We start from the raw sequence: 15,349 nt of genomic DNA on the forward strand, positions 1-15,349 counted from the left end.
CCTTAGTCGTTCGCCGAAACCTTGACGCCGAGAACTTGCGGCAGCGTGTTTGGTGCACCCATTGCCGCACCCATGATCATCGGCAGCGGCACCGGCTTGGCAGGCGCTGCGCGGACCGTGAGGCTCTTGGGGTCGTCGAGGAAGGTAGTTACCGCAGCCGATACCGCATTCTGCAGCTCAGGTATATTGAGCTGCGCCAGCATGATCGGCGTCATCGCCTTCAGCGAATCCGCCATCTGCTTGCCGGACATGCCCTGCTGGCTGCCGGCGTAGTCGAGCGCGCGCTGGGTGATCGATGCATCGTCGAAGCGGATCTGGGCGCTTTCGAACGACAGTTGCTGCATCAGACCAAGCATCGACAGCCCGAGTGCCTGCTGCGCTTCCTCCTTGTTCTGGTTGGCTTCTGCCTGCTTGGCGGCTTCCTGCAGCGACTTCACGAAGGGCATGGTGTAGCCGGAGATTTTGAACGCAAGGTTGAGCTTGCCGACATTCGTGAAGTCGAACGCGAGCTCAGACACGTCGATCGTGCCGGGCGTCAGCTCCCAGGCGCCCTTCATGGTGATATCGCCATTGATGTGCTGGAGTGCGAGTTTGTCGATCGCTTCCTTGCTCTGCGGATCGCTGGCCTGGGTGAGGTCGGCCTTGAGGCTCTTGAACGCGCCGTCGAAATCGAAGCCGGATTCGTCTTCGCGCAGCGTCAGATTGACGTCGCTACCGCCGAGCGAGAACACCTCGGCGCCGTCCTTGACGACTTTCACCGGGCCGCTGTGCGCGCTTTCATAAAGCAGCATGGAATCCAGGCCTTCGCCCTTCGGATCGGCGGGAACCGAGATACCGCCAAGCGTCAGCTCTGTCGCCGTGAGCGTCGCGCCATCGTTTGTCTTGTTGATATCGGGGAAGGCTGCTTCCTCGATGTAGTAGCCGCCGTCCTCATCTTCCTCGACACCCGTCAGCGTGATTTCGCCGATCGGCAGAGCCGCGCCGCTGTTCGGCTTGAAGCTGGCATTTTTCAGCGTGACGGTGGTGCCGTCGACATCGACGCCGTCGGCCAAGAGCGTGCCGCCCTGGAGGGTATAGGCCGCGTTGATCTTCTTCAGCAGGTCCTGGCCGTCAAGGGCGAAGGCGGAGCCGGCAAGAGAAAGAAAAGCCACGCCCGAGAGCATTAGCCGCGTCGTCCTGTAAAATGTCATTGGTAGTCCTCTGGTGGCGGAGTGAAATTGCCCGTCAATCTACTACGGATCGATGGCGGTTTATATTTCGGGATTTCTAAATTTGTGTTGAAGAGATAAGCAAGCAAATTGTCTTGAAGGAATAAGCAAACAAAGTCCAAATTCAGGCGGATCGGTCTGCCGCGTTGTTTTCTTGACGTTGGAAGACGTCATCCACAGCCGCAGTGCCCGGATTCCTTGCTCGGAACCGGCATCTCGGCTAGTCAAGACGTATGGGACAAGAGATTTTGCCGCCCTCGGGCGGAGACGATGACAGCATTTTGCCGGTCGACCTCAAGGCAGCGCTCGAGGAGCGATATCTTGCCTATGCGCTGTCGACCATCATGCACCGCGCCTTGCCTGACGTTCGTGATGGCCTGAAGCCCGTCCACCGCCGCATCATCCATGCGATGAGCGAGATGGGAATTCGCTCGAATTCGTCCTTCAAGAAGTGCGCCCGCATCGTCGGCGACGTCATCGGTAAGTTCCATCCGCATGGCGACCAATCGGTCTACGATGCGCTGGTCCGCCTCGCGCAGGATTTCTCGCAGCGCTATCCCGTTGTCGACGGGCAGGGCAACTTCGGCAACATCGACGGCGATAGTGCCGCCGCCTATCGATACACCGAAGCGCGGATGACGGAAGTGGCGTCGCTGCTCCTCGAGGGTATCGAGCAGGATGCCGTCGATTTCCGGCTGACCTACAACGAGGAAGATGAGGAACCGACTGTTCTGCCGGGCGCGTTCCCGAACCTCTTGGCAAACGGCTCCTCGGGCATTGCCGTCGGCATGGCGACTTCGATCCCTTCGCACAATGCACATGAACTCTGCGACGCCGCATTGCACCTGATCAAGCATCCCGACGCGACCGTCGAGAAGCTTGTCGAGTTCATTCCCGGTCCTGACTTTCCAACCGGCGGCATCATTATCGATGACCGCGAGAGCATCGTCGAGGCCTACAAGACCGGCCGCGGCGGCTTCCGTGTCCGTGCGAAGTGGCAGATCGAAGATCTGGGTCGCGGTGGCTATCAGATCATCGTCACCGAAATTCCGTTCCAGGTTCAGAAGTCACGGCTGATCGAAAAGATCGCCGAGCTGTTGATCGCACGCAAGTTGCCGCTGCTGGAAGACATCCGCGATGAGTCGGCGGAAGACGTCCGCGTTGTGCTGGTTCCCAAAAACCGCACGGTCGATCCGACGATCCTGATGGAATCGATGTTCAAGCTGACGGAGCTCGAAAGCCGCTTCCCGTTGAACATGAACGTGCTCTCCATGGGCCGCATTCCGCGCGTCATGGCGCTGAACGAAGTCCTCAAGGAATGGCTGGATCACCGCCGCGAGGTGCTTCAGCGACGCTCGCGCTTCCGCCTTGCGGCGATCGACCGGCGCCTCGAAATCCTCGGCGGCTTGCTCATTGCCTACCTCAACATCGATGAGGTGATCCGGATCATTCGCGAGGAGGATGAGCCGAAGCCCGTGATGGTCGCCCGCTGGGGGCTGACCGACAATCAGGTGGAAGCGATCCTGAACATGCGGCTGCGCTCGTTGCGCAAGCTGGAAGAGTTCGAGATCCGCACCGAGTTCGACGCGCTGACCAACGAGAAGGGCGAGATCGAAGCTCTCCTCGCGTCCGAGGAAAAGCAGTGGCAGACGGTCGCCTGGGAAATAGGCGAAGTGAAGAAGAAGTTTGCGAAGGCAACCGAGCTCGGCCGCCGGCGCACCCAGTTTGCCGAGGCCCCGGACGCCGACGAAGAGGCGATCCAGCAGGCGATGATCGAGAAGGAGCCGATCACCATCGTCGTCTCTGAAAAGGGATGGATCCGCGCACTTAAGGGACACATCTCCGACACAGCGACCCTTACCTTCAAGGAGGGCGACGGACTGAGGATCGCCTTCCCGGCGCAGACGACTGACAAGATCCTGATCGTCACGACGGGCGGCAAGGCGTTTACGCTCGGTGGCGACAAGCTTCCGGGTGGCCGTGGCCATGGCGAACCGCTGCGCATCATGATCGACATGGACAACGACCAGGACGTCCTGACCGCCTTTGTCCACGATCCCCAGCGCAAGCAGATGATCGTCTCGACGGGCGGCAACGGCTTCGTCGTGGTCGAAGCCGACATGGTTGCCAACACCCGAAAGGGCAAGCAGATCATGAACGTGTCGATGCCCGACGAAACAAAGCTCATCGTTCCGGTCAGCGGCGATCATGTCGCGGTTGTCGGCGAAAATCGCAAGCTGCTTGTATTTCCCCTCGATCAGGTGCCGGAGATGTCGAGGGGCAAGGGTGTGCGGCTGCAGCGATACAAGGATGGCGGCATATCGGATGTACGCTGCTTTGCGATCGCCGATGGGCTCGTCTGGGAAGACAGCGCCGGCCGCACCTTCACGAAGAGCAAGGATGAGCTCGCCGAATGGCTGGCTGATCGCGCCTCTGCCGGTCGCTCCGTTCCGAAAGGCTTCCCTCGCAGCGGCAAGTTTGCCGGCTGAAATATATCAGCGCTCCGCTCTTGGCGAGCGGGGCAATTCCTCTAAGTTTGTCCTGTAATCACAACATGGACAACATCATTCCGCGGGCGGTCGGAATGATCGTATGTGCGGCTGGCAAAGCCGGCACGTCCGATCACGGAGGAATGTTGATGGGTGCCTGCAATACCATTACGTTGACAGTATCGCATACTTACACAGCGTCGCCCTCTGCAGTTTATGACGCGTGGCTTAATCCTGAGATCGCCAAGCGGTTCCTCTTCGCGACAGATGATGGCCGGGTTATCCGCGCCGATATCGAGCCGCGCGTCGGCGGTCATTTTCTCGTCATCGACCGGCGGCCCACCGGTGATGCGGTTCACTACGGCGTATTTCTGGAGTTGCGCCGGCCGCGGCGGATGGTTTTCTGCTTCTCCGTGGCGGAGCACGATCACAATGCCGATCGTATCCAGATCGAAATCGAACCGCTGGCAGAAGGAACGCGGCTGACGCTCTCACACGAAATGTGCGCTGAGTGGGCGCAATTCGAGGAGCAGACCCGCCAGGGCTGGGTTCACGTGATGCACGGTCTTGAACGCGAGTTGGACGCGATGCGGATGGTCAATGTGCAAGAGCTTGTTGCGCAGGCTTCCGCCGCACCATCCAAAGCGAGTGCGCCATAATCGCGCATACGAGAATAGCGCCGCCGATCAGCGTCATCGTCGGTGGCATCTCCGCGAAGATCATCCACATCCATATCGGCGCCAGAATTGTTTCGAGCAGGTAGAACATTCCTACTTCAGGGGCAGACAGGTAGCGCGGCCCGGTGGCGAGGCACCAGAATGCCACGGGCATCAGGATCGCGCCGTTGAAGACGATCCAGGCAGGGTTCTCGATCGAAAGGCCGGTCGGCATGACGATTGCGAAACCGAGAGCCGCAGGAATGGCGGCGGCCAGCAGCGGCACGAAGCCCATATCCTTCCGCGACGCACGACCGATGGTGATGGCCGAAGCAAGGATAAAGGCGCTGAGCAGCGCCATCGCATCGCCGAACACATGACCGCCGGCCAATCCGTCGTAAACGATCAGACTGACACCGAAAACCATGACCATCATGGTCGCTATGGTGGCGATAGCCGGCCGCTCCTTCAGGAATACCCATGACAGGAGGGCGCCGAACATCGGATTGAACGCGACGATGAACACGACATTTGCCGTCGCCGTGTGAAAGACCGCCAGCAGAAACGTCAACGTTGAAAGCCCGTAGAGCAACCCCGCGGCAATGCCATGGCGACCGGGCACCAGGACGGGCCAAGCTCCTCGTCCATAGCGTATCGCGCAAACGACGAGCAGCGTCACGACAACGGTTGTGATGCTGCGTGTGCCGAGGATTGACCACATGTCACCATGTGCGAGGCGGACGAGGGGGATGTCCATGGAGAGCGCAAGGCCGCCGATCGCCGTCAGCAGCAGGCCCTTCCGATGGTCGGAAAGAGCGGGGAGGGACATTTAGTCGTGGGTACTTTCGGGCAGACTGGAGGGATCGAAACGCTCCCAGCCACGCGGCGTCAGATGCTCCTGCGGCTGGAAGCGTGTCTTGTAGTCCATTTTCCGCGAGCCTTGAACCCAATAGCCGAGATATACGTGCGGCAGGCCGAGCGCCTTGGCGCGCCGGATGTGGTCCAGGATCATGAAGGTGCCGAGCGAGCGCCGTTCGAGCTCAGGATTGAAATAGGAATAGACCATTGAGAGGCCGTCACTCATGGTGTCGGTGAGCGCAGCCGCAACCAGTTCCCCGCTCGGCCGGGACTCGAGGCCGGAACCTTCCTCGCGACGCCGGTATTCTATGATCTTGGTATTGACGTGGGTGTCCTCGACCATGATCGCGTAGTCGAGCACCGTCATGTCCGACATGCCGCCTTGCTGATGCCGGTAGTCCAGGTAGCGGCGAAACAGCGAATACTGTTCGCTGGAGGGCTGGGCCGGAAACTCCGTCGCGATGATATCGGCATTGGATGCCAGCACTCGCTTCATCGATTTCGTCGGCTCGAACTCCTGCGCGAGGATGCGAACGGAAATGCAGGCACGACAGGCTTCGCAGGCCGGCCGGTAGACAATATTCTGCGAACGACGGAAGCCACCCTGCGTCAGGATGTCATTCATTTCGGCCGCGCGCGGGCCAACGAGATGCGTGAAGACTTTGCGTTCCATCTCGTGGGCCAGATAGGGGCAGGCAGCCGGAGCCGTCAGATAAAACTGCGGTGATGGCGTTGTCTGCGTGTTCATCTGCTGCAGAGATTTCCCTTGGTTCGATGCATATAAGAACAGCATGACTTAAGAAAAGAAAACGTCAACAGCGCGGCGGATGTCCGCGCCTGTTGAACAGCTATACTTTTGGATATGGGCCACGGCTTTCTCCGGCAAAGGCCGGAGAAGCAACATATTTCAGCGCGTTGCGAGGATCGTCAGGCTGTACGGACCGTGACGGTGCCGACGAGAAAATCGTGAAGGAGGCGGCTGCGCTCGGTGAACAGTCCGACAAGCAGAATCAGCGGGGTCAGAACCGAGTTCAGGATCCAGAACAGGGCGAGATGTACGATCGCAAGCAGGAAATCCATGCGTTGCCCATCGACGCGCGCGATCGCGATACCCATGGCTCGCATTCCGAGCGAAGCCTGGCTGGAACTACCCACCGTGAACCCGAAATAAAGGCCGGCGACGATTACGAAGAGTGCAGGGTAAAGGAAGAAACCGAGCCCCAGCGTGACGATCGACAAAAAGAACAGCACGACGGCCGCCGGGATGCAGAGCAGCAGAATGATGACGTAGTCGAGAACGAACGCAAAGACGCGACGGCTCAGCGTGCCGCTATAGGCGCGCCAGTCGTCCGGGGCGGCATAGAGCGGGTTCGGGTTGAGCGTCATATTTGCGGTCTCCTTTCGAGAAGCGATGCCGCAAATATGGTATCGCTGCTCTTAAATACAATATTGCCGGGCAACGATCAGCGTTTCGCCAGCAATCTGGCAACCTCGACAGCGAAATAAGTCAGAACGCCGTCGCATCCGGCGCGCTTGAACGCCAGCAGCGTTTCCAGCATGGCCCGTTCGCCGTCAATCCAGCCGTTCATTGCGGCTGCCTTGATCTGCGAATATTCGCCCGAAACCTGGTAGGCGAAGGTCGGCAACCCGAATGCTTCCTTCATGCGCCAGCAGATGTCGATATAGGGCAGGCCGGGCTTGACCATGAGCATGTCGGCGCCTTCCTCGACGTCGAGCGCCGCATCCCTGATCGCTTCGGTGCCGTTGGCCGGATCTATATAGTAGGTCTTCTTGTCGCCCTTCAGCAGGCCCCCGGTGGAGATCGCTTCCCGATACGGCCCATAGAACGCCGAAGCGAACTTGGTGGCGTAGCTCATGATGCCGACATCCTGATGGCCAGCGGCGTCCAGCGCCCGGCGGATTGCACCGATCCGACCATCCATCATTTCGGAGGGGGCAATGATATCGGAGCCTGCATCGGCCTGAATGACTGCCGCTCGACAGACCTGTTCGACGGTTTCGTCGTTGACGATCGTGCCGTTCCTCAAAATGCCGTCGTGACCGTGACTGGTGAACGGATCAAGCGCCACATCCGTGATGATGCCGATATCGGGGACTGCCCTCTTGATGGCGGCCGTCGCCTGATTGATCAGATTGTTTGCCTCAAGACTATTGGAGCCGGTTTCGTCGCGCAGCGCCATTTCGATATTCGGAAAGGTCGCGATCGCCGGGATGCCGAGATCGGCGGCCTCTTTTGTGGCCTCGACCAGCATGTCGACGCTCATGCGGTTGACGCCCGGCATGGCCGCGATAGGTTCGACGATACCGGAACCCGGCACGACGAAGACCGGCCAGATGAGATCGTCCACCGTCACACGGTTTTCCTGTACCAGCCGGCGGGTCCATTCGGCTTTGCGGTTGCGGCGCATGCGGCGGTGGCCGGTGATTTCATCCACGAGGTGCGTCTTGTCCTGCATGATCGTTCTAGCTTTCGGTCGGTCCAATTGTCGGTGTGCTCATTATCATGCTGCCCGCAAAATCGAAACCGGACGATTGGCCGCAATGGACGAACCGCTGGCGAAGACGCACCCGCAACCCTATTGTCTGAAGCATGGACGCTGATTCTCCGACGATACCGAAAAGCACGCTGGCAAGCGTTCTCTTTATCCTTTTCCTGCGGCTGGTTGCGGTCTCCTGCTTCTGGTTCGGGCTGCAGTATTGGGCGATGCTCGTCGGCTATTCGCTGGTCGGCGCTGGCCGCTTCGATCTTCTGAGCCTGCCGTGGAAGGTGGCAAGCACATGCCTGGCTGTCGTCTTTCCTGTCGCGGCCCTCGGTCTATGGCTGATCGTGTCTTGGGGGCCGGTGATCTGGGTGCTCGCGGCTGGCGGCCAGATCATCATGTACGGCCTCCTGCCGGAGACTTTCGGCGCCAACCGTCTGATCATCCTGCTGCACATTCTTGTCGCTGTTTTATATTGCATATTTCGCGTTATCCTCTGGCAGGAGAAACGCAGGCGCCGGCAGCAGGTAAGCGTTGATTTACCCTGATACAACGATGGGTTTTCGGTAAGGCACTGTTAAGCCTGCAGTTTAAGTAGAATTTTATTTGTATTCGATAGGGTCTGTCTCAAGGCGGGAAGAAAACCAACACCGCCAAACAAACAGTGAGGCAGTCATCATGAACACGAAAATCAAGCCGCAGGCGGTATCGAACTTCCGTGACCAGCAGGAGCAGGGCATCCGTGACCTTTACATGGAATCCCTTCATCTTGTTGAACGTCTTCACCGCCGTCTCCTCGACGTCATCAAGGACGAGTTCGACCGTCAGGGTCGCAGCGACGTCAACGCCGTGCAGGCTCTCCTACTTTTCAACATCGGCAACTCGGAGCTGACCGCCGGCGAACTTCGCTCACGCGGTTACTACCTGGGCTCGAATGTGTCCTACAACGTCAAGAAGCTCGTCGACCTCGGCTTCATCAACCATCAGCGCTCGCGCATCGACCGTCGTTCGGTCCGCATCAGCCTGACCGAAACCGGCCAGGACATCGCTGAGACCGTCGGCAAGCTCTATGAGCGTCACATCGGCTCGATCGACAAGGTCGGCGGCATCGGCACGGACGAATTCACGCAGATGAACAAGCTGCTGACCCGTCTCGACCGCTTCTGGAACGATCAGATCCTGTACCGTCTCTAAGGAATACGACCCCTCCAAGGTCAAAGAAAACCGGATGCGTTCCCTGCGCGTCCGGTTTTGCCGTCGGGGTTCCGCGTGTCATCTCTGCAACGCATGGCAGGCAACCGCAATCTGCTGTTTTCAAGCCGTTTTTTAGCCGCTATTAACCCGCACGGTTGGTGCAACGCTGCCCGCTATCGACGGTTGAGTTCTGCACTTGCGACACGAATTGGCCATATTAGCATGTCAGCGGAAATGCACGGCAACTGGGGCTTCCCAAATCAGAGGTCCGAGAACCTCGCGCTTCCCGCTCGCAATCGTGTGATCGCCGGCAGCGGAATTTTGTGACGTGCCGGCAACGGGTGATAGGGATCTGCGTTCTCGCAGGGATAGAGCAAATGCCGCCGGTCTCTCAAGCAGCGGCAATATAGTGGTTGGGATGATGTCGAAAAAAAACGGAACTGAAGTTCTCTCTCGCCGGGCGTTTCTAGCCTCAGCGGCAATGATCGGTGCGGGAGCTGTTGCAGCACCTGCCTTGGCGCAGACAGCGATCGATTCGTTGATCAATGCGCCGGAGCGCGGCGATTGGGACGATCAGTTCGACGCGAAGGCTGCTTCCAGAACGGCGACTGCCATCGTTTCCAACACGCCGATCCTCGGACCGCAGTCGGTCGGCAGCATTCAGCAGGCCATTTCCCAATATCAGCAGATTGCTTCAGCCGGCGGCTGGCCTCAGGTCAATCCGGGCGAGCAGCGTCTTCAGATCGGCGTCACCGACCAGTCCGTACAGGCTCTTCGGCAGCGCCTTGCCATCACGGGCGACCTGCCGCGTGAAGCTGGCATGTCCTCGGCGTTCGACTCATATGTCGATGGTGCCGTGAAGCGCTTCCAGGCTCGCCACGGTCTTCCGGCCGATGGCGTTATCGGCGAGTTCACGCTGAAGGCGATGAACATTCCGGCTGACGTGCGCCTTCAGCAGCTGAACACCAATTTCATCCGGCTACAGACCTTCCCGGCCGAGCTCGGTCGCCGCCACGTCATGGTCAACATTCCGGCTGCCTATGTCGAGGCCGTCGAAGACGGCAGCGTGGCGACGCGCCATGCGGCGGTCGTTGGTCGTCTCAGCCGCCCCACGCATCTCGTCAACTCGAAGATCTACGAGGTTATCCTCAATCCTTACTGGACCGCGCCGCGCTCGATCGTCGAGAAGGACATCGTGCCGCTGATGCGCAAGGACCCGACCTATCTGGAGAGGAACGCCATTCGCCTTCTCGACGGCAAGGGCAACGAGGTTGCCCCGGAAACGATCGACTGGAACGCCGAGAAGGCTCCCAACCTGATGTTCCGGCAGGACCCGGGCAAGATCAACGCCATGGCGTCGACGAAGATCAATTTCTACAACAAGAACGGCGAGTACATGCACGACACGCCGCAGCAGGGCCTTTTCAACAAGCTGATGCGCTTCGAATCGTCGGGGTGTGTCCGCGTTCAGAACGTCCGCGATCTGACGAACTGGTTGCTGCGCGACACTCCACCCTGGTCGCGCCAGCAGATGGAGCAGGTCATCACCACCCGCGTCAACACGCCGATCAAACTTGCTGAGGAAGTTCCGGTTTACTTCGTCTATATCTCTGCCTGGGGCATGCCTGACGGCGTGGTGCAGTTTCGCGACGACATCTACCAGATGGACGGCAACGCCGAGCTGGCGCTCGATACGACCGCTGGCACGGAACAGCCGGTTCAGTAAGGCCAAGGCAAACTGCTCAGCGATTTGTATTCGAAGCCGCGCCTTTCCGGGCGCGGTTTTTTGTTGCGCGTAGATTGCCTAGCAAATGTCGTTCTTCGTATTGCTCTCGGCAAGGCGGAAGGCTAAAGCTTCGCGCATTCAAGTTGAGGAGCCCGCCCATGACAAATGCTTCCACTCAGACCTTCTTCAATCGCTCGCTTGCCGATACCGATCCGGATATCTTCGGCGCGATCGAAAAGGAGCTCGGCCGCCAGCGGCATGAGATCGAACTCATTGCCTCGGAGAATATCGTTTCCCGAGCGGTGCTGGAAGCCCAGGGCTCCATCATGACGAACAAGTATGCCGAGGGCTATCCGGGCAAGCGCTATTATGGCGGCTGCCAGTTCGTCGATATCGCGGAAGAACTTGCCATCGACCGCGCCAAGAAGCTCTTCGGCGTCAATTTTGCCAACGTTCAGCCGAATTCCGGCAGCCAAATGAACCAGGCCGTATTCCTGGCGTTGCTGCAGCCGGGCGATACCTTCATGGGCCTCGATCTCAATTCGGGTGGTCACCTGACGCACGGTTCGCCGGTCAACATGTCCGGCAAGTGGTTCAACGTCGTCTCCTATGGCGTCCGCGAAGGCGACAACCTGCTCGACATGGACGAAGTTGCCCGCAAGGCCGAGGAAACCAAGCCGAAGCTCATCATCGCCGGCGGCACAGCTTATTCCCGCATTTGGGATTGGAAGCGTTTCCGCGAGATCGCCGACTCCGTTGGCGCCTACCTCATGGTCGACATGGCTCACATTGCCGGCCTCGTTGCCGGTGGCCAGCATCCTTCGCCGTTCCCGCATTGCCACGTCGCCACGACCACGACCCACAAGTCGCTACGTGGTCCGCGCGGTGGCGTGATCCTCACGAACGACGAGGGTCTGGCGAAGAAGTTCAATTCGGCCGTCTTCCCGGGGCTCCAGGGCGGTCCGCTGATGCACATCATTGCTGCAAAGGCCGTTGCCTTCGGCGAAGCGCTGCAGCCAGAGTTCAAGGACTATGCCGCGCAGATCGTCAAGAACGCCAAGGCGCTTGCCGAAACGTTGATCGCAGGCGGCCTCGACGTCGTTTCCGGCGGCACCGACAACCATTTGATGCTCGTTGACCTTCGCAAGAAGAACGCAACAGGCAAGCGCGCCGAAGCGGCGCTTGGCCGCGCCTACATTACCTGCAACAAGAACGGCATACCCTTCGATCCCGAAAAGCCTTTTGTCACCTCGGGTGTTCGCCTTGGCGCACCGGCCGGCACGACGCGTGGCTTCAAGGAAGCGGAATTCAGGGAAATCGGCAATCTGATCGTCGAGGTTCTCGACGGCCTGAAGGTTGCCAACTCCGACGAAGGCAATGACGCCGTCGAAGCGGCCGTACGCGGCAAGGTGATGAACCTCACCGGCCGCTTCCCAATGTACGACTACATCGGCTAAGGATAGCGCATGCGCTGCCCATTTTGCGGATCGGAAGACACACAGGTCAAGGATTCACGCCCGGCGGAGGACAATACGTCCATCCGCCGCAGGCGTATCTGTCCTGATTGCGGCGGCCGGTTCACCACCTTTGAACGCGTGCAATTGCGCGAACTCATGGTGTCGAAGAAGACGGGCCGCAAGGTGCCTTTCGACCGCGACAAGCTGGTTCGCTCCTTCGAGATCGCACTGCGCAAGCGTCCGGTCGACCGGGACCGCATCGAACGTGCTGTCTCCGGCATCGTCCGACGGCTGGAAAGCTCCGGCGAGGTGGAGATCAGCTCCGAACAGATCGGTCTTCAGGTGCTGGAAGCCCTGAAGAGCCTCGATGACGTTGGTTTCGTGCGTTATGCGTCGGTCTATCGCGACTTCTCTCATGCCGAGGATTTCGAGAAGGTCATCTCCGAGATCAACGCCAAGATCGCCCGCGACCCCCTGGACATATAGCCGATGAGCGCTTCGCCGGACGACGCGCATTTCATGCAGGAGGCGATCCGGCTGGGTCTCCTTCATCTTGGCCAAACATCGACCAACCCGTCGGTCGGCTGCATCATCGTCCGCGAGGGCGAGATCGTTGGCCGTGGCGTGACCGCGATCGGCGGCCGCCCGCATGCCGAACCGCAGGCATTGGCGGAAGCCGGAGACTTGGCACGCGGCGCCACCGCATACGTGACGCTGGAACCGTGCTCGCATCATGGCAAGACGCCACCTTGCGCCGAAGCGCTGATCGCCTATGGCGTCGGCCGCGTTGTCATAAGCGTCACGGATCCGGATGCGCGGGTTTCGGGCAGGGGCATCGCCATGCTGCGTGACGCTGGTATCGAGGTCGATGCAGGCATCCTGGAGAAAGAGGGCAAGCGTTCGCTCGCCGCCTATCTCATGCGTCAGACGAAGCATCGCCCCTATGTGATTCTCAAGCTTGCAGTTTCTGCCGACGGAATGATCGGCAGGAGGGGCGAGGGCCAGATTGCCATTACCGGCCCTGCAGCGCGCGCTGAGGTGATGAAGCTTCGGGCGCAAACCGATGCGATCCTCGTGGGTATCGGTACGGCGATTGCGGACGATCCGCTGTTGACCGTCCGCTCGCTAGGGCTGGAGGGGCAGTCACCCATCCGCATCGTGCTCGATGAAAAGCTGTCTCTGCCGCTGAGCAGCAGGCTTGTCGAGACGGCCAGGGACGTCCCGGTCATGGTCGTCGCAGCCGAGCCGCCCCACTTCGACAACAGCGACGACGCTGAATTCCTCGCACGCCGGGCCGCGCTTGATGCAGCTGGCGTTGAAGTCGTGCAATGCAATCCCTATCGTCCGGACGAGCTTCTTCCCGCTCTTGCCTCGCGGGGGATCTCGTCATTGCTCGTCGAGGGCGGGGCGAAAACAGCGCGGCTCTTCCTCGACGGCGGCTATGTCGATCGCATCCTGCTCTACCAGGGGCCGGGCATCATTGGAGACGGCGGTATTGAAACGCCGCTGGATAGAACCGATATCCCATCCGGCTTTATCCATATGGGCACCTTCATTGTCGGCGACGACCGCCTGGACGAATACGAAAGAGACGTTTGATGTTTACAGGAATTGTCACTGATGTCGGCACCATCGAATCCGTTTCGCCTTTGAAAGAGGGCATCAAGCTTCGCGTTGCCACAAGCTACGATCCGGCGACGATCGACATGGGCGCCTCGATCTCTCATTCCGGCATCTGCCTGACCGTTACCGGCCTCCCCGGCGAAGGAAGCAACGGCCGCTGGTTCGAAGTCGAAGCGTGGGAGGAAGCACTGCGGCTGACGACGATCGCGACCTGGAAAGAAGGCAGCCGCGTCAATCTGGAGCGCTCGCTGAAGATCGGAGACGAACTGGGGGGCCACATCGTCTCCGGGCACGTTGACGGCAAAGCCGAAATTCTGTCGGTCACGGAAGAGGGGGACGCCACGCGTTTTCGCCTGCGGGCACCGGACCACCTGGCCAAGTTCGTGGCGCCTAAGGGATCGATTGCGCTTGATGGCACGTCGCTGACGGTCAATGCCGTCGAAGGCACTGATTTTGATGTGCTTTTGATCCGTCATACGCTCGAGGTGACGACCTGGGGCGCGCGCAGGGCCGGCGATTTCGTGAATTTCGAAGTGGATACGATGGCCCGCTATGCCGCTAGGCTGGCGGAATTTCCGACCGCGAAAGCAGAATGACCTCGCCGTGATAGTCGGCCCGTCCGGCCTCCCGGAAGCCGAGCTTTTCCGCGACGCGCAACGAGGCTGCGTTGTCGGGGTCGATGATGCAAGTGATAGGCTTTGACGGAAAGTGTTCCTCCGCCCAAGTGATGAGCGCCTGCAATGCTTCTGTCGCATAGCCGCGGCGCTGGGCACCCGGAAGCAGAGCCCAGCCGGCCTCCAGGGTTCCCTCCGTCGTGATCGGCTTCATGTCTCGTTTGACGTCGAGGAAACCCGCTTCCCCGACAAAGCGCCCGCTCTGCTTGTCCTCGATCGCCAGAAAGCCAAATCCCAAATGGTGCCACATCCCGGCTGCGCGCAACAGACGAGCCCAGGCCTGTTCGCGTGTTGAAGGAACGCCGCTGATGAAGCGTACGACGGCCTCGTCGCTCCACAAGGCTTGATAGTCTTCGAAGTCTTCAACGGTATGCGGCCGCAGCGTCAGCCGCTCCGTCTCGATGATGGGAATAGTTGCCATGAAACGCTCCCTACGCACCGGGTTCGCCGTCCCAATAGTCGAGATTGCCCGTTTCACGCCCCATGAAACGGAAGCGGCTGGCGTCGTCGCGCCTGGTTTTTGCAAGGAATTTTCCGGAGTCCGGGTATTCTACGATCTCGGTTTTCGCACTGGTCGAAATGCCGAGATAGATGAGGGTCGTTGATCCGGTATTGATGATCTGGTGCGCCGTCTCCGGGCCGCCGGCTGGCGCTGCGAGCGTGTCGCCCTTCCTGATTGAATACCGTTCCTGGCCGAAGCGGTATTCACCGTTTCCCTCGATGATGAAGAACAATTCGTCTTCGACATGGTGGTTGTGAAATGGACAGCTCGACTTGCCTGGCGGAACCTCGTTGTAACTGATGCCGAGCCCTGCCAGGCCGATAAGCGACCCGAACGACACGTCGTTGCTTTCATATAGCTCTCCCTGTATCGAACGATCGAGCTTCAGATCGGCAATATTGACAATGGGGGACTTTGGGCCGGACATCGCTACCTCCTGCTGTGTGCGAGCAGGAGGCCCT

General features: G+C 59.7%; 16 protein-coding genes. 9 read left to right on the forward strand and 7 right to left on the reverse strand.

Features of this window, described 5'->3' with window-relative positions; translation table 11 throughout:
- Window positions 1–2: 2 nt before the first annotated feature.
- Entirely contained in the window at window positions 3–1,190 is a 1,188-nt protein-coding gene (locus ASC97_RS30200; RefSeq protein WP_057472008.1) for a hypothetical protein, read from the reverse strand.
- Between the two features lie 251 nt (window positions 1,191–1,441).
- On the opposite strand from ASC97_RS30200, the gene parC reads away from it, so the two are divergent.
- Complete coding sequence (gene parC / locus ASC97_RS30205; RefSeq protein WP_057472009.1) at window positions 1,442–3,697, forward strand: DNA topoisomerase IV subunit A; 2,256 nt, start codon at window positions 1,442–1,444, stop codon at window positions 3,695–3,697.
- A gap of 149 nt (window positions 3,698–3,846) precedes the next feature.
- Window positions 3,847–4,356: an SRPBCC family protein gene (locus ASC97_RS30210; RefSeq protein ID WP_057472089.1), complete on the forward strand. Its 510-nt coding sequence runs from the start codon at window positions 3,847–3,849 to the stop codon at window positions 4,354–4,356.
- Here ASC97_RS30210 and ASC97_RS30215 read toward each other — a convergent pair.
- The 4 genes from ASC97_RS30215 to hemB form a co-directional block, all read right to left on the reverse strand.
- Complete coding sequence (locus ASC97_RS30215) at window positions 4,295–5,182, reverse strand: DMT family transporter (protein ID WP_057472010.1); 888 nt, start codon at window positions 5,180–5,182, stop codon at window positions 4,295–4,297. The genes ASC97_RS30210 and ASC97_RS30215 overlap by 62 nt on opposite strands.
- On the reverse strand, window positions 5,183–5,959 hold the full coding sequence (locus tag ASC97_RS30220) for an arginyltransferase (protein ID WP_057472011.1): 777 nt from the start codon (window positions 5,957–5,959) through the stop codon (window positions 5,183–5,185). It lies immediately after the preceding gene.
- Window positions 5,960–6,138: 179 nt separating this feature from the next.
- Complete coding sequence (locus ASC97_RS30225; protein WP_057472012.1) at window positions 6,139–6,597, reverse strand: RDD family protein; 459 nt, start codon at window positions 6,595–6,597, stop codon at window positions 6,139–6,141.
- A gap of 77 nt (window positions 6,598–6,674) precedes the next feature.
- Entirely contained in the window at window positions 6,675–7,688 is a 1,014-nt protein-coding gene (gene hemB, locus ASC97_RS30230; RefSeq protein ID WP_057472013.1) for a porphobilinogen synthase, read from the reverse strand.
- A 134-nt stretch (window positions 7,689–7,822) separates the two neighbouring features.
- Between hemB and ASC97_RS30235 the strand changes: the two genes are divergently transcribed.
- From ASC97_RS30235 to ASC97_RS30265, 7 genes are all read left to right on the forward strand, one after another.
- Window positions 7,823–8,260: a DUF6163 family protein gene (locus ASC97_RS30235; RefSeq protein WP_057472014.1), complete on the forward strand. Its 438-nt coding sequence runs from the start codon at window positions 7,823–7,825 to the stop codon at window positions 8,258–8,260.
- Between the two features lie 130 nt (window positions 8,261–8,390).
- Entirely contained in the window at window positions 8,391–8,906 is a 516-nt protein-coding gene (gene ldtR / locus ASC97_RS30240) for a transcriptional regulator LdtR (RefSeq protein WP_057472015.1), read from the forward strand.
- 421 nt (window positions 8,907–9,327) lie between these two features.
- A complete protein-coding gene (locus ASC97_RS30245) occupies window positions 9,328–10,632 on the forward strand; it encodes a L,D-transpeptidase family protein (RefSeq protein WP_057472090.1) in 1,305 nt (434 codons plus the stop codon).
- A 158-nt stretch (window positions 10,633–10,790) separates the two neighbouring features.
- Complete coding sequence (gene glyA, locus ASC97_RS30250) at window positions 10,791–12,089, forward strand: serine hydroxymethyltransferase (protein WP_057472016.1); 1,299 nt, start codon at window positions 10,791–10,793, stop codon at window positions 12,087–12,089.
- A 9-nt stretch (window positions 12,090–12,098) separates the two neighbouring features.
- Entirely contained in the window at window positions 12,099–12,575 is a 477-nt protein-coding gene (gene nrdR / locus ASC97_RS30255; RefSeq protein WP_037063720.1) for a transcriptional regulator NrdR, read from the forward strand.
- Between the two features lie 3 nt (window positions 12,576–12,578).
- Window positions 12,579–13,688, forward strand: a complete 1,110-nt coding sequence (gene ribD, locus ASC97_RS30260; protein ID WP_057472017.1) for a bifunctional diaminohydroxyphosphoribosylaminopyrimidine deaminase/5-amino-6-(5-phosphoribosylamino)uracil reductase RibD — start codon at window positions 12,579–12,581, stop codon at window positions 13,686–13,688.
- Window positions 13,688–14,308, forward strand: a complete 621-nt coding sequence (locus ASC97_RS30265; RefSeq protein WP_057472018.1) for a riboflavin synthase — start codon at window positions 13,688–13,690, stop codon at window positions 14,306–14,308. The genes ribD and ASC97_RS30265 overlap by 1 nt, the downstream gene beginning before the upstream one ends.
- On the opposite strand, the gene ASC97_RS30270 is transcribed toward ASC97_RS30265, so the two are convergent.
- Window positions 14,271–14,807, reverse strand: coding sequence for a GNAT family N-acetyltransferase (locus tag ASC97_RS30270; protein WP_057472019.1), 537 nt, complete (start codon window positions 14,805–14,807; stop codon window positions 14,271–14,273). The genes ASC97_RS30265 and ASC97_RS30270 overlap by 38 nt on opposite strands.
- A 10-nt stretch (window positions 14,808–14,817) precedes the next feature.
- Window positions 14,818–15,315, reverse strand: a complete 498-nt coding sequence (locus ASC97_RS30275) for a cupin domain-containing protein (protein ID WP_057472020.1) — start codon at window positions 15,313–15,315, stop codon at window positions 14,818–14,820.
- Between the last annotated feature and the right edge of the window lie 34 nt (window positions 15,316–15,349).

This window comes from Rhizobium sp. Root1203 (assembly GCF_001424945.1).
Lineage (GTDB): Bacteria > Pseudomonadota > Alphaproteobacteria > Rhizobiales > Rhizobiaceae > Rhizobium.

Excerpts from the sequence above, each read along its gene's own strand:
- ASC97_RS30200 (WP_057472008.1), bottom strand. The coding sequence starts at position 1,190 with ATGACATTTTACAGGACGACGCGGCTAATGCTCTCGGGCGTGGCTTTT.
- parC (WP_057472009.1), top strand. The coding sequence starts at position 1,442 with ATGGGACAAGAGATTTTGCCGCCCTCGGGCGGAGACGATGACAGCATT.
- ASC97_RS30210 (WP_057472089.1), top strand. The coding sequence starts at position 3,847 with ATGGGTGCCTGCAATACCATTACGTTGACAGTATCGCATACTTACACA.
- ASC97_RS30215 (WP_057472010.1), bottom strand. The coding sequence starts at position 5,182 with ATGTCCCTCCCCGCTCTTTCCGACCATCGGAAGGGCCTGCTGCTGACG.
- ASC97_RS30220 (WP_057472011.1), bottom strand. The coding sequence starts at position 5,959 with ATGAACACGCAGACAACGCCATCACCGCAGTTTTATCTGACGGCTCCG.
- ASC97_RS30225 (WP_057472012.1), bottom strand. The coding sequence starts at position 6,597 with ATGACGCTCAACCCGAACCCGCTCTATGCCGCCCCGGACGACTGGCGC.
- hemB (WP_057472013.1), bottom strand. The coding sequence starts at position 7,688 with ATGCAGGACAAGACGCACCTCGTGGATGAAATCACCGGCCACCGCCGC.
- ASC97_RS30235 (WP_057472014.1), top strand. The coding sequence starts at position 7,823 with ATGGACGCTGATTCTCCGACGATACCGAAAAGCACGCTGGCAAGCGTT.
- ldtR (WP_057472015.1), top strand. The coding sequence starts at position 8,391 with ATGAACACGAAAATCAAGCCGCAGGCGGTATCGAACTTCCGTGACCAG.
- ASC97_RS30245 (WP_057472090.1), top strand. The coding sequence starts at position 9,328 with ATGTCGAAAAAAAACGGAACTGAAGTTCTCTCTCGCCGGGCGTTTCTA.
- glyA (WP_057472016.1), top strand. The coding sequence starts at position 10,791 with ATGACAAATGCTTCCACTCAGACCTTCTTCAATCGCTCGCTTGCCGAT.
- nrdR (WP_037063720.1), top strand. The coding sequence starts at position 12,099 with ATGCGCTGCCCATTTTGCGGATCGGAAGACACACAGGTCAAGGATTCA.
- ribD (WP_057472017.1), top strand. The coding sequence starts at position 12,579 with ATGAGCGCTTCGCCGGACGACGCGCATTTCATGCAGGAGGCGATCCGG.
- ASC97_RS30265 (WP_057472018.1), top strand. The coding sequence starts at position 13,688 with ATGTTTACAGGAATTGTCACTGATGTCGGCACCATCGAATCCGTTTCG.
- ASC97_RS30270 (WP_057472019.1), bottom strand. The coding sequence starts at position 14,807 with ATGGCAACTATTCCCATCATCGAGACGGAGCGGCTGACGCTGCGGCCG.
- ASC97_RS30275 (WP_057472020.1), bottom strand. The coding sequence starts at position 15,315 with ATGTCCGGCCCAAAGTCCCCCATTGTCAATATTGCCGATCTGAAGCTC.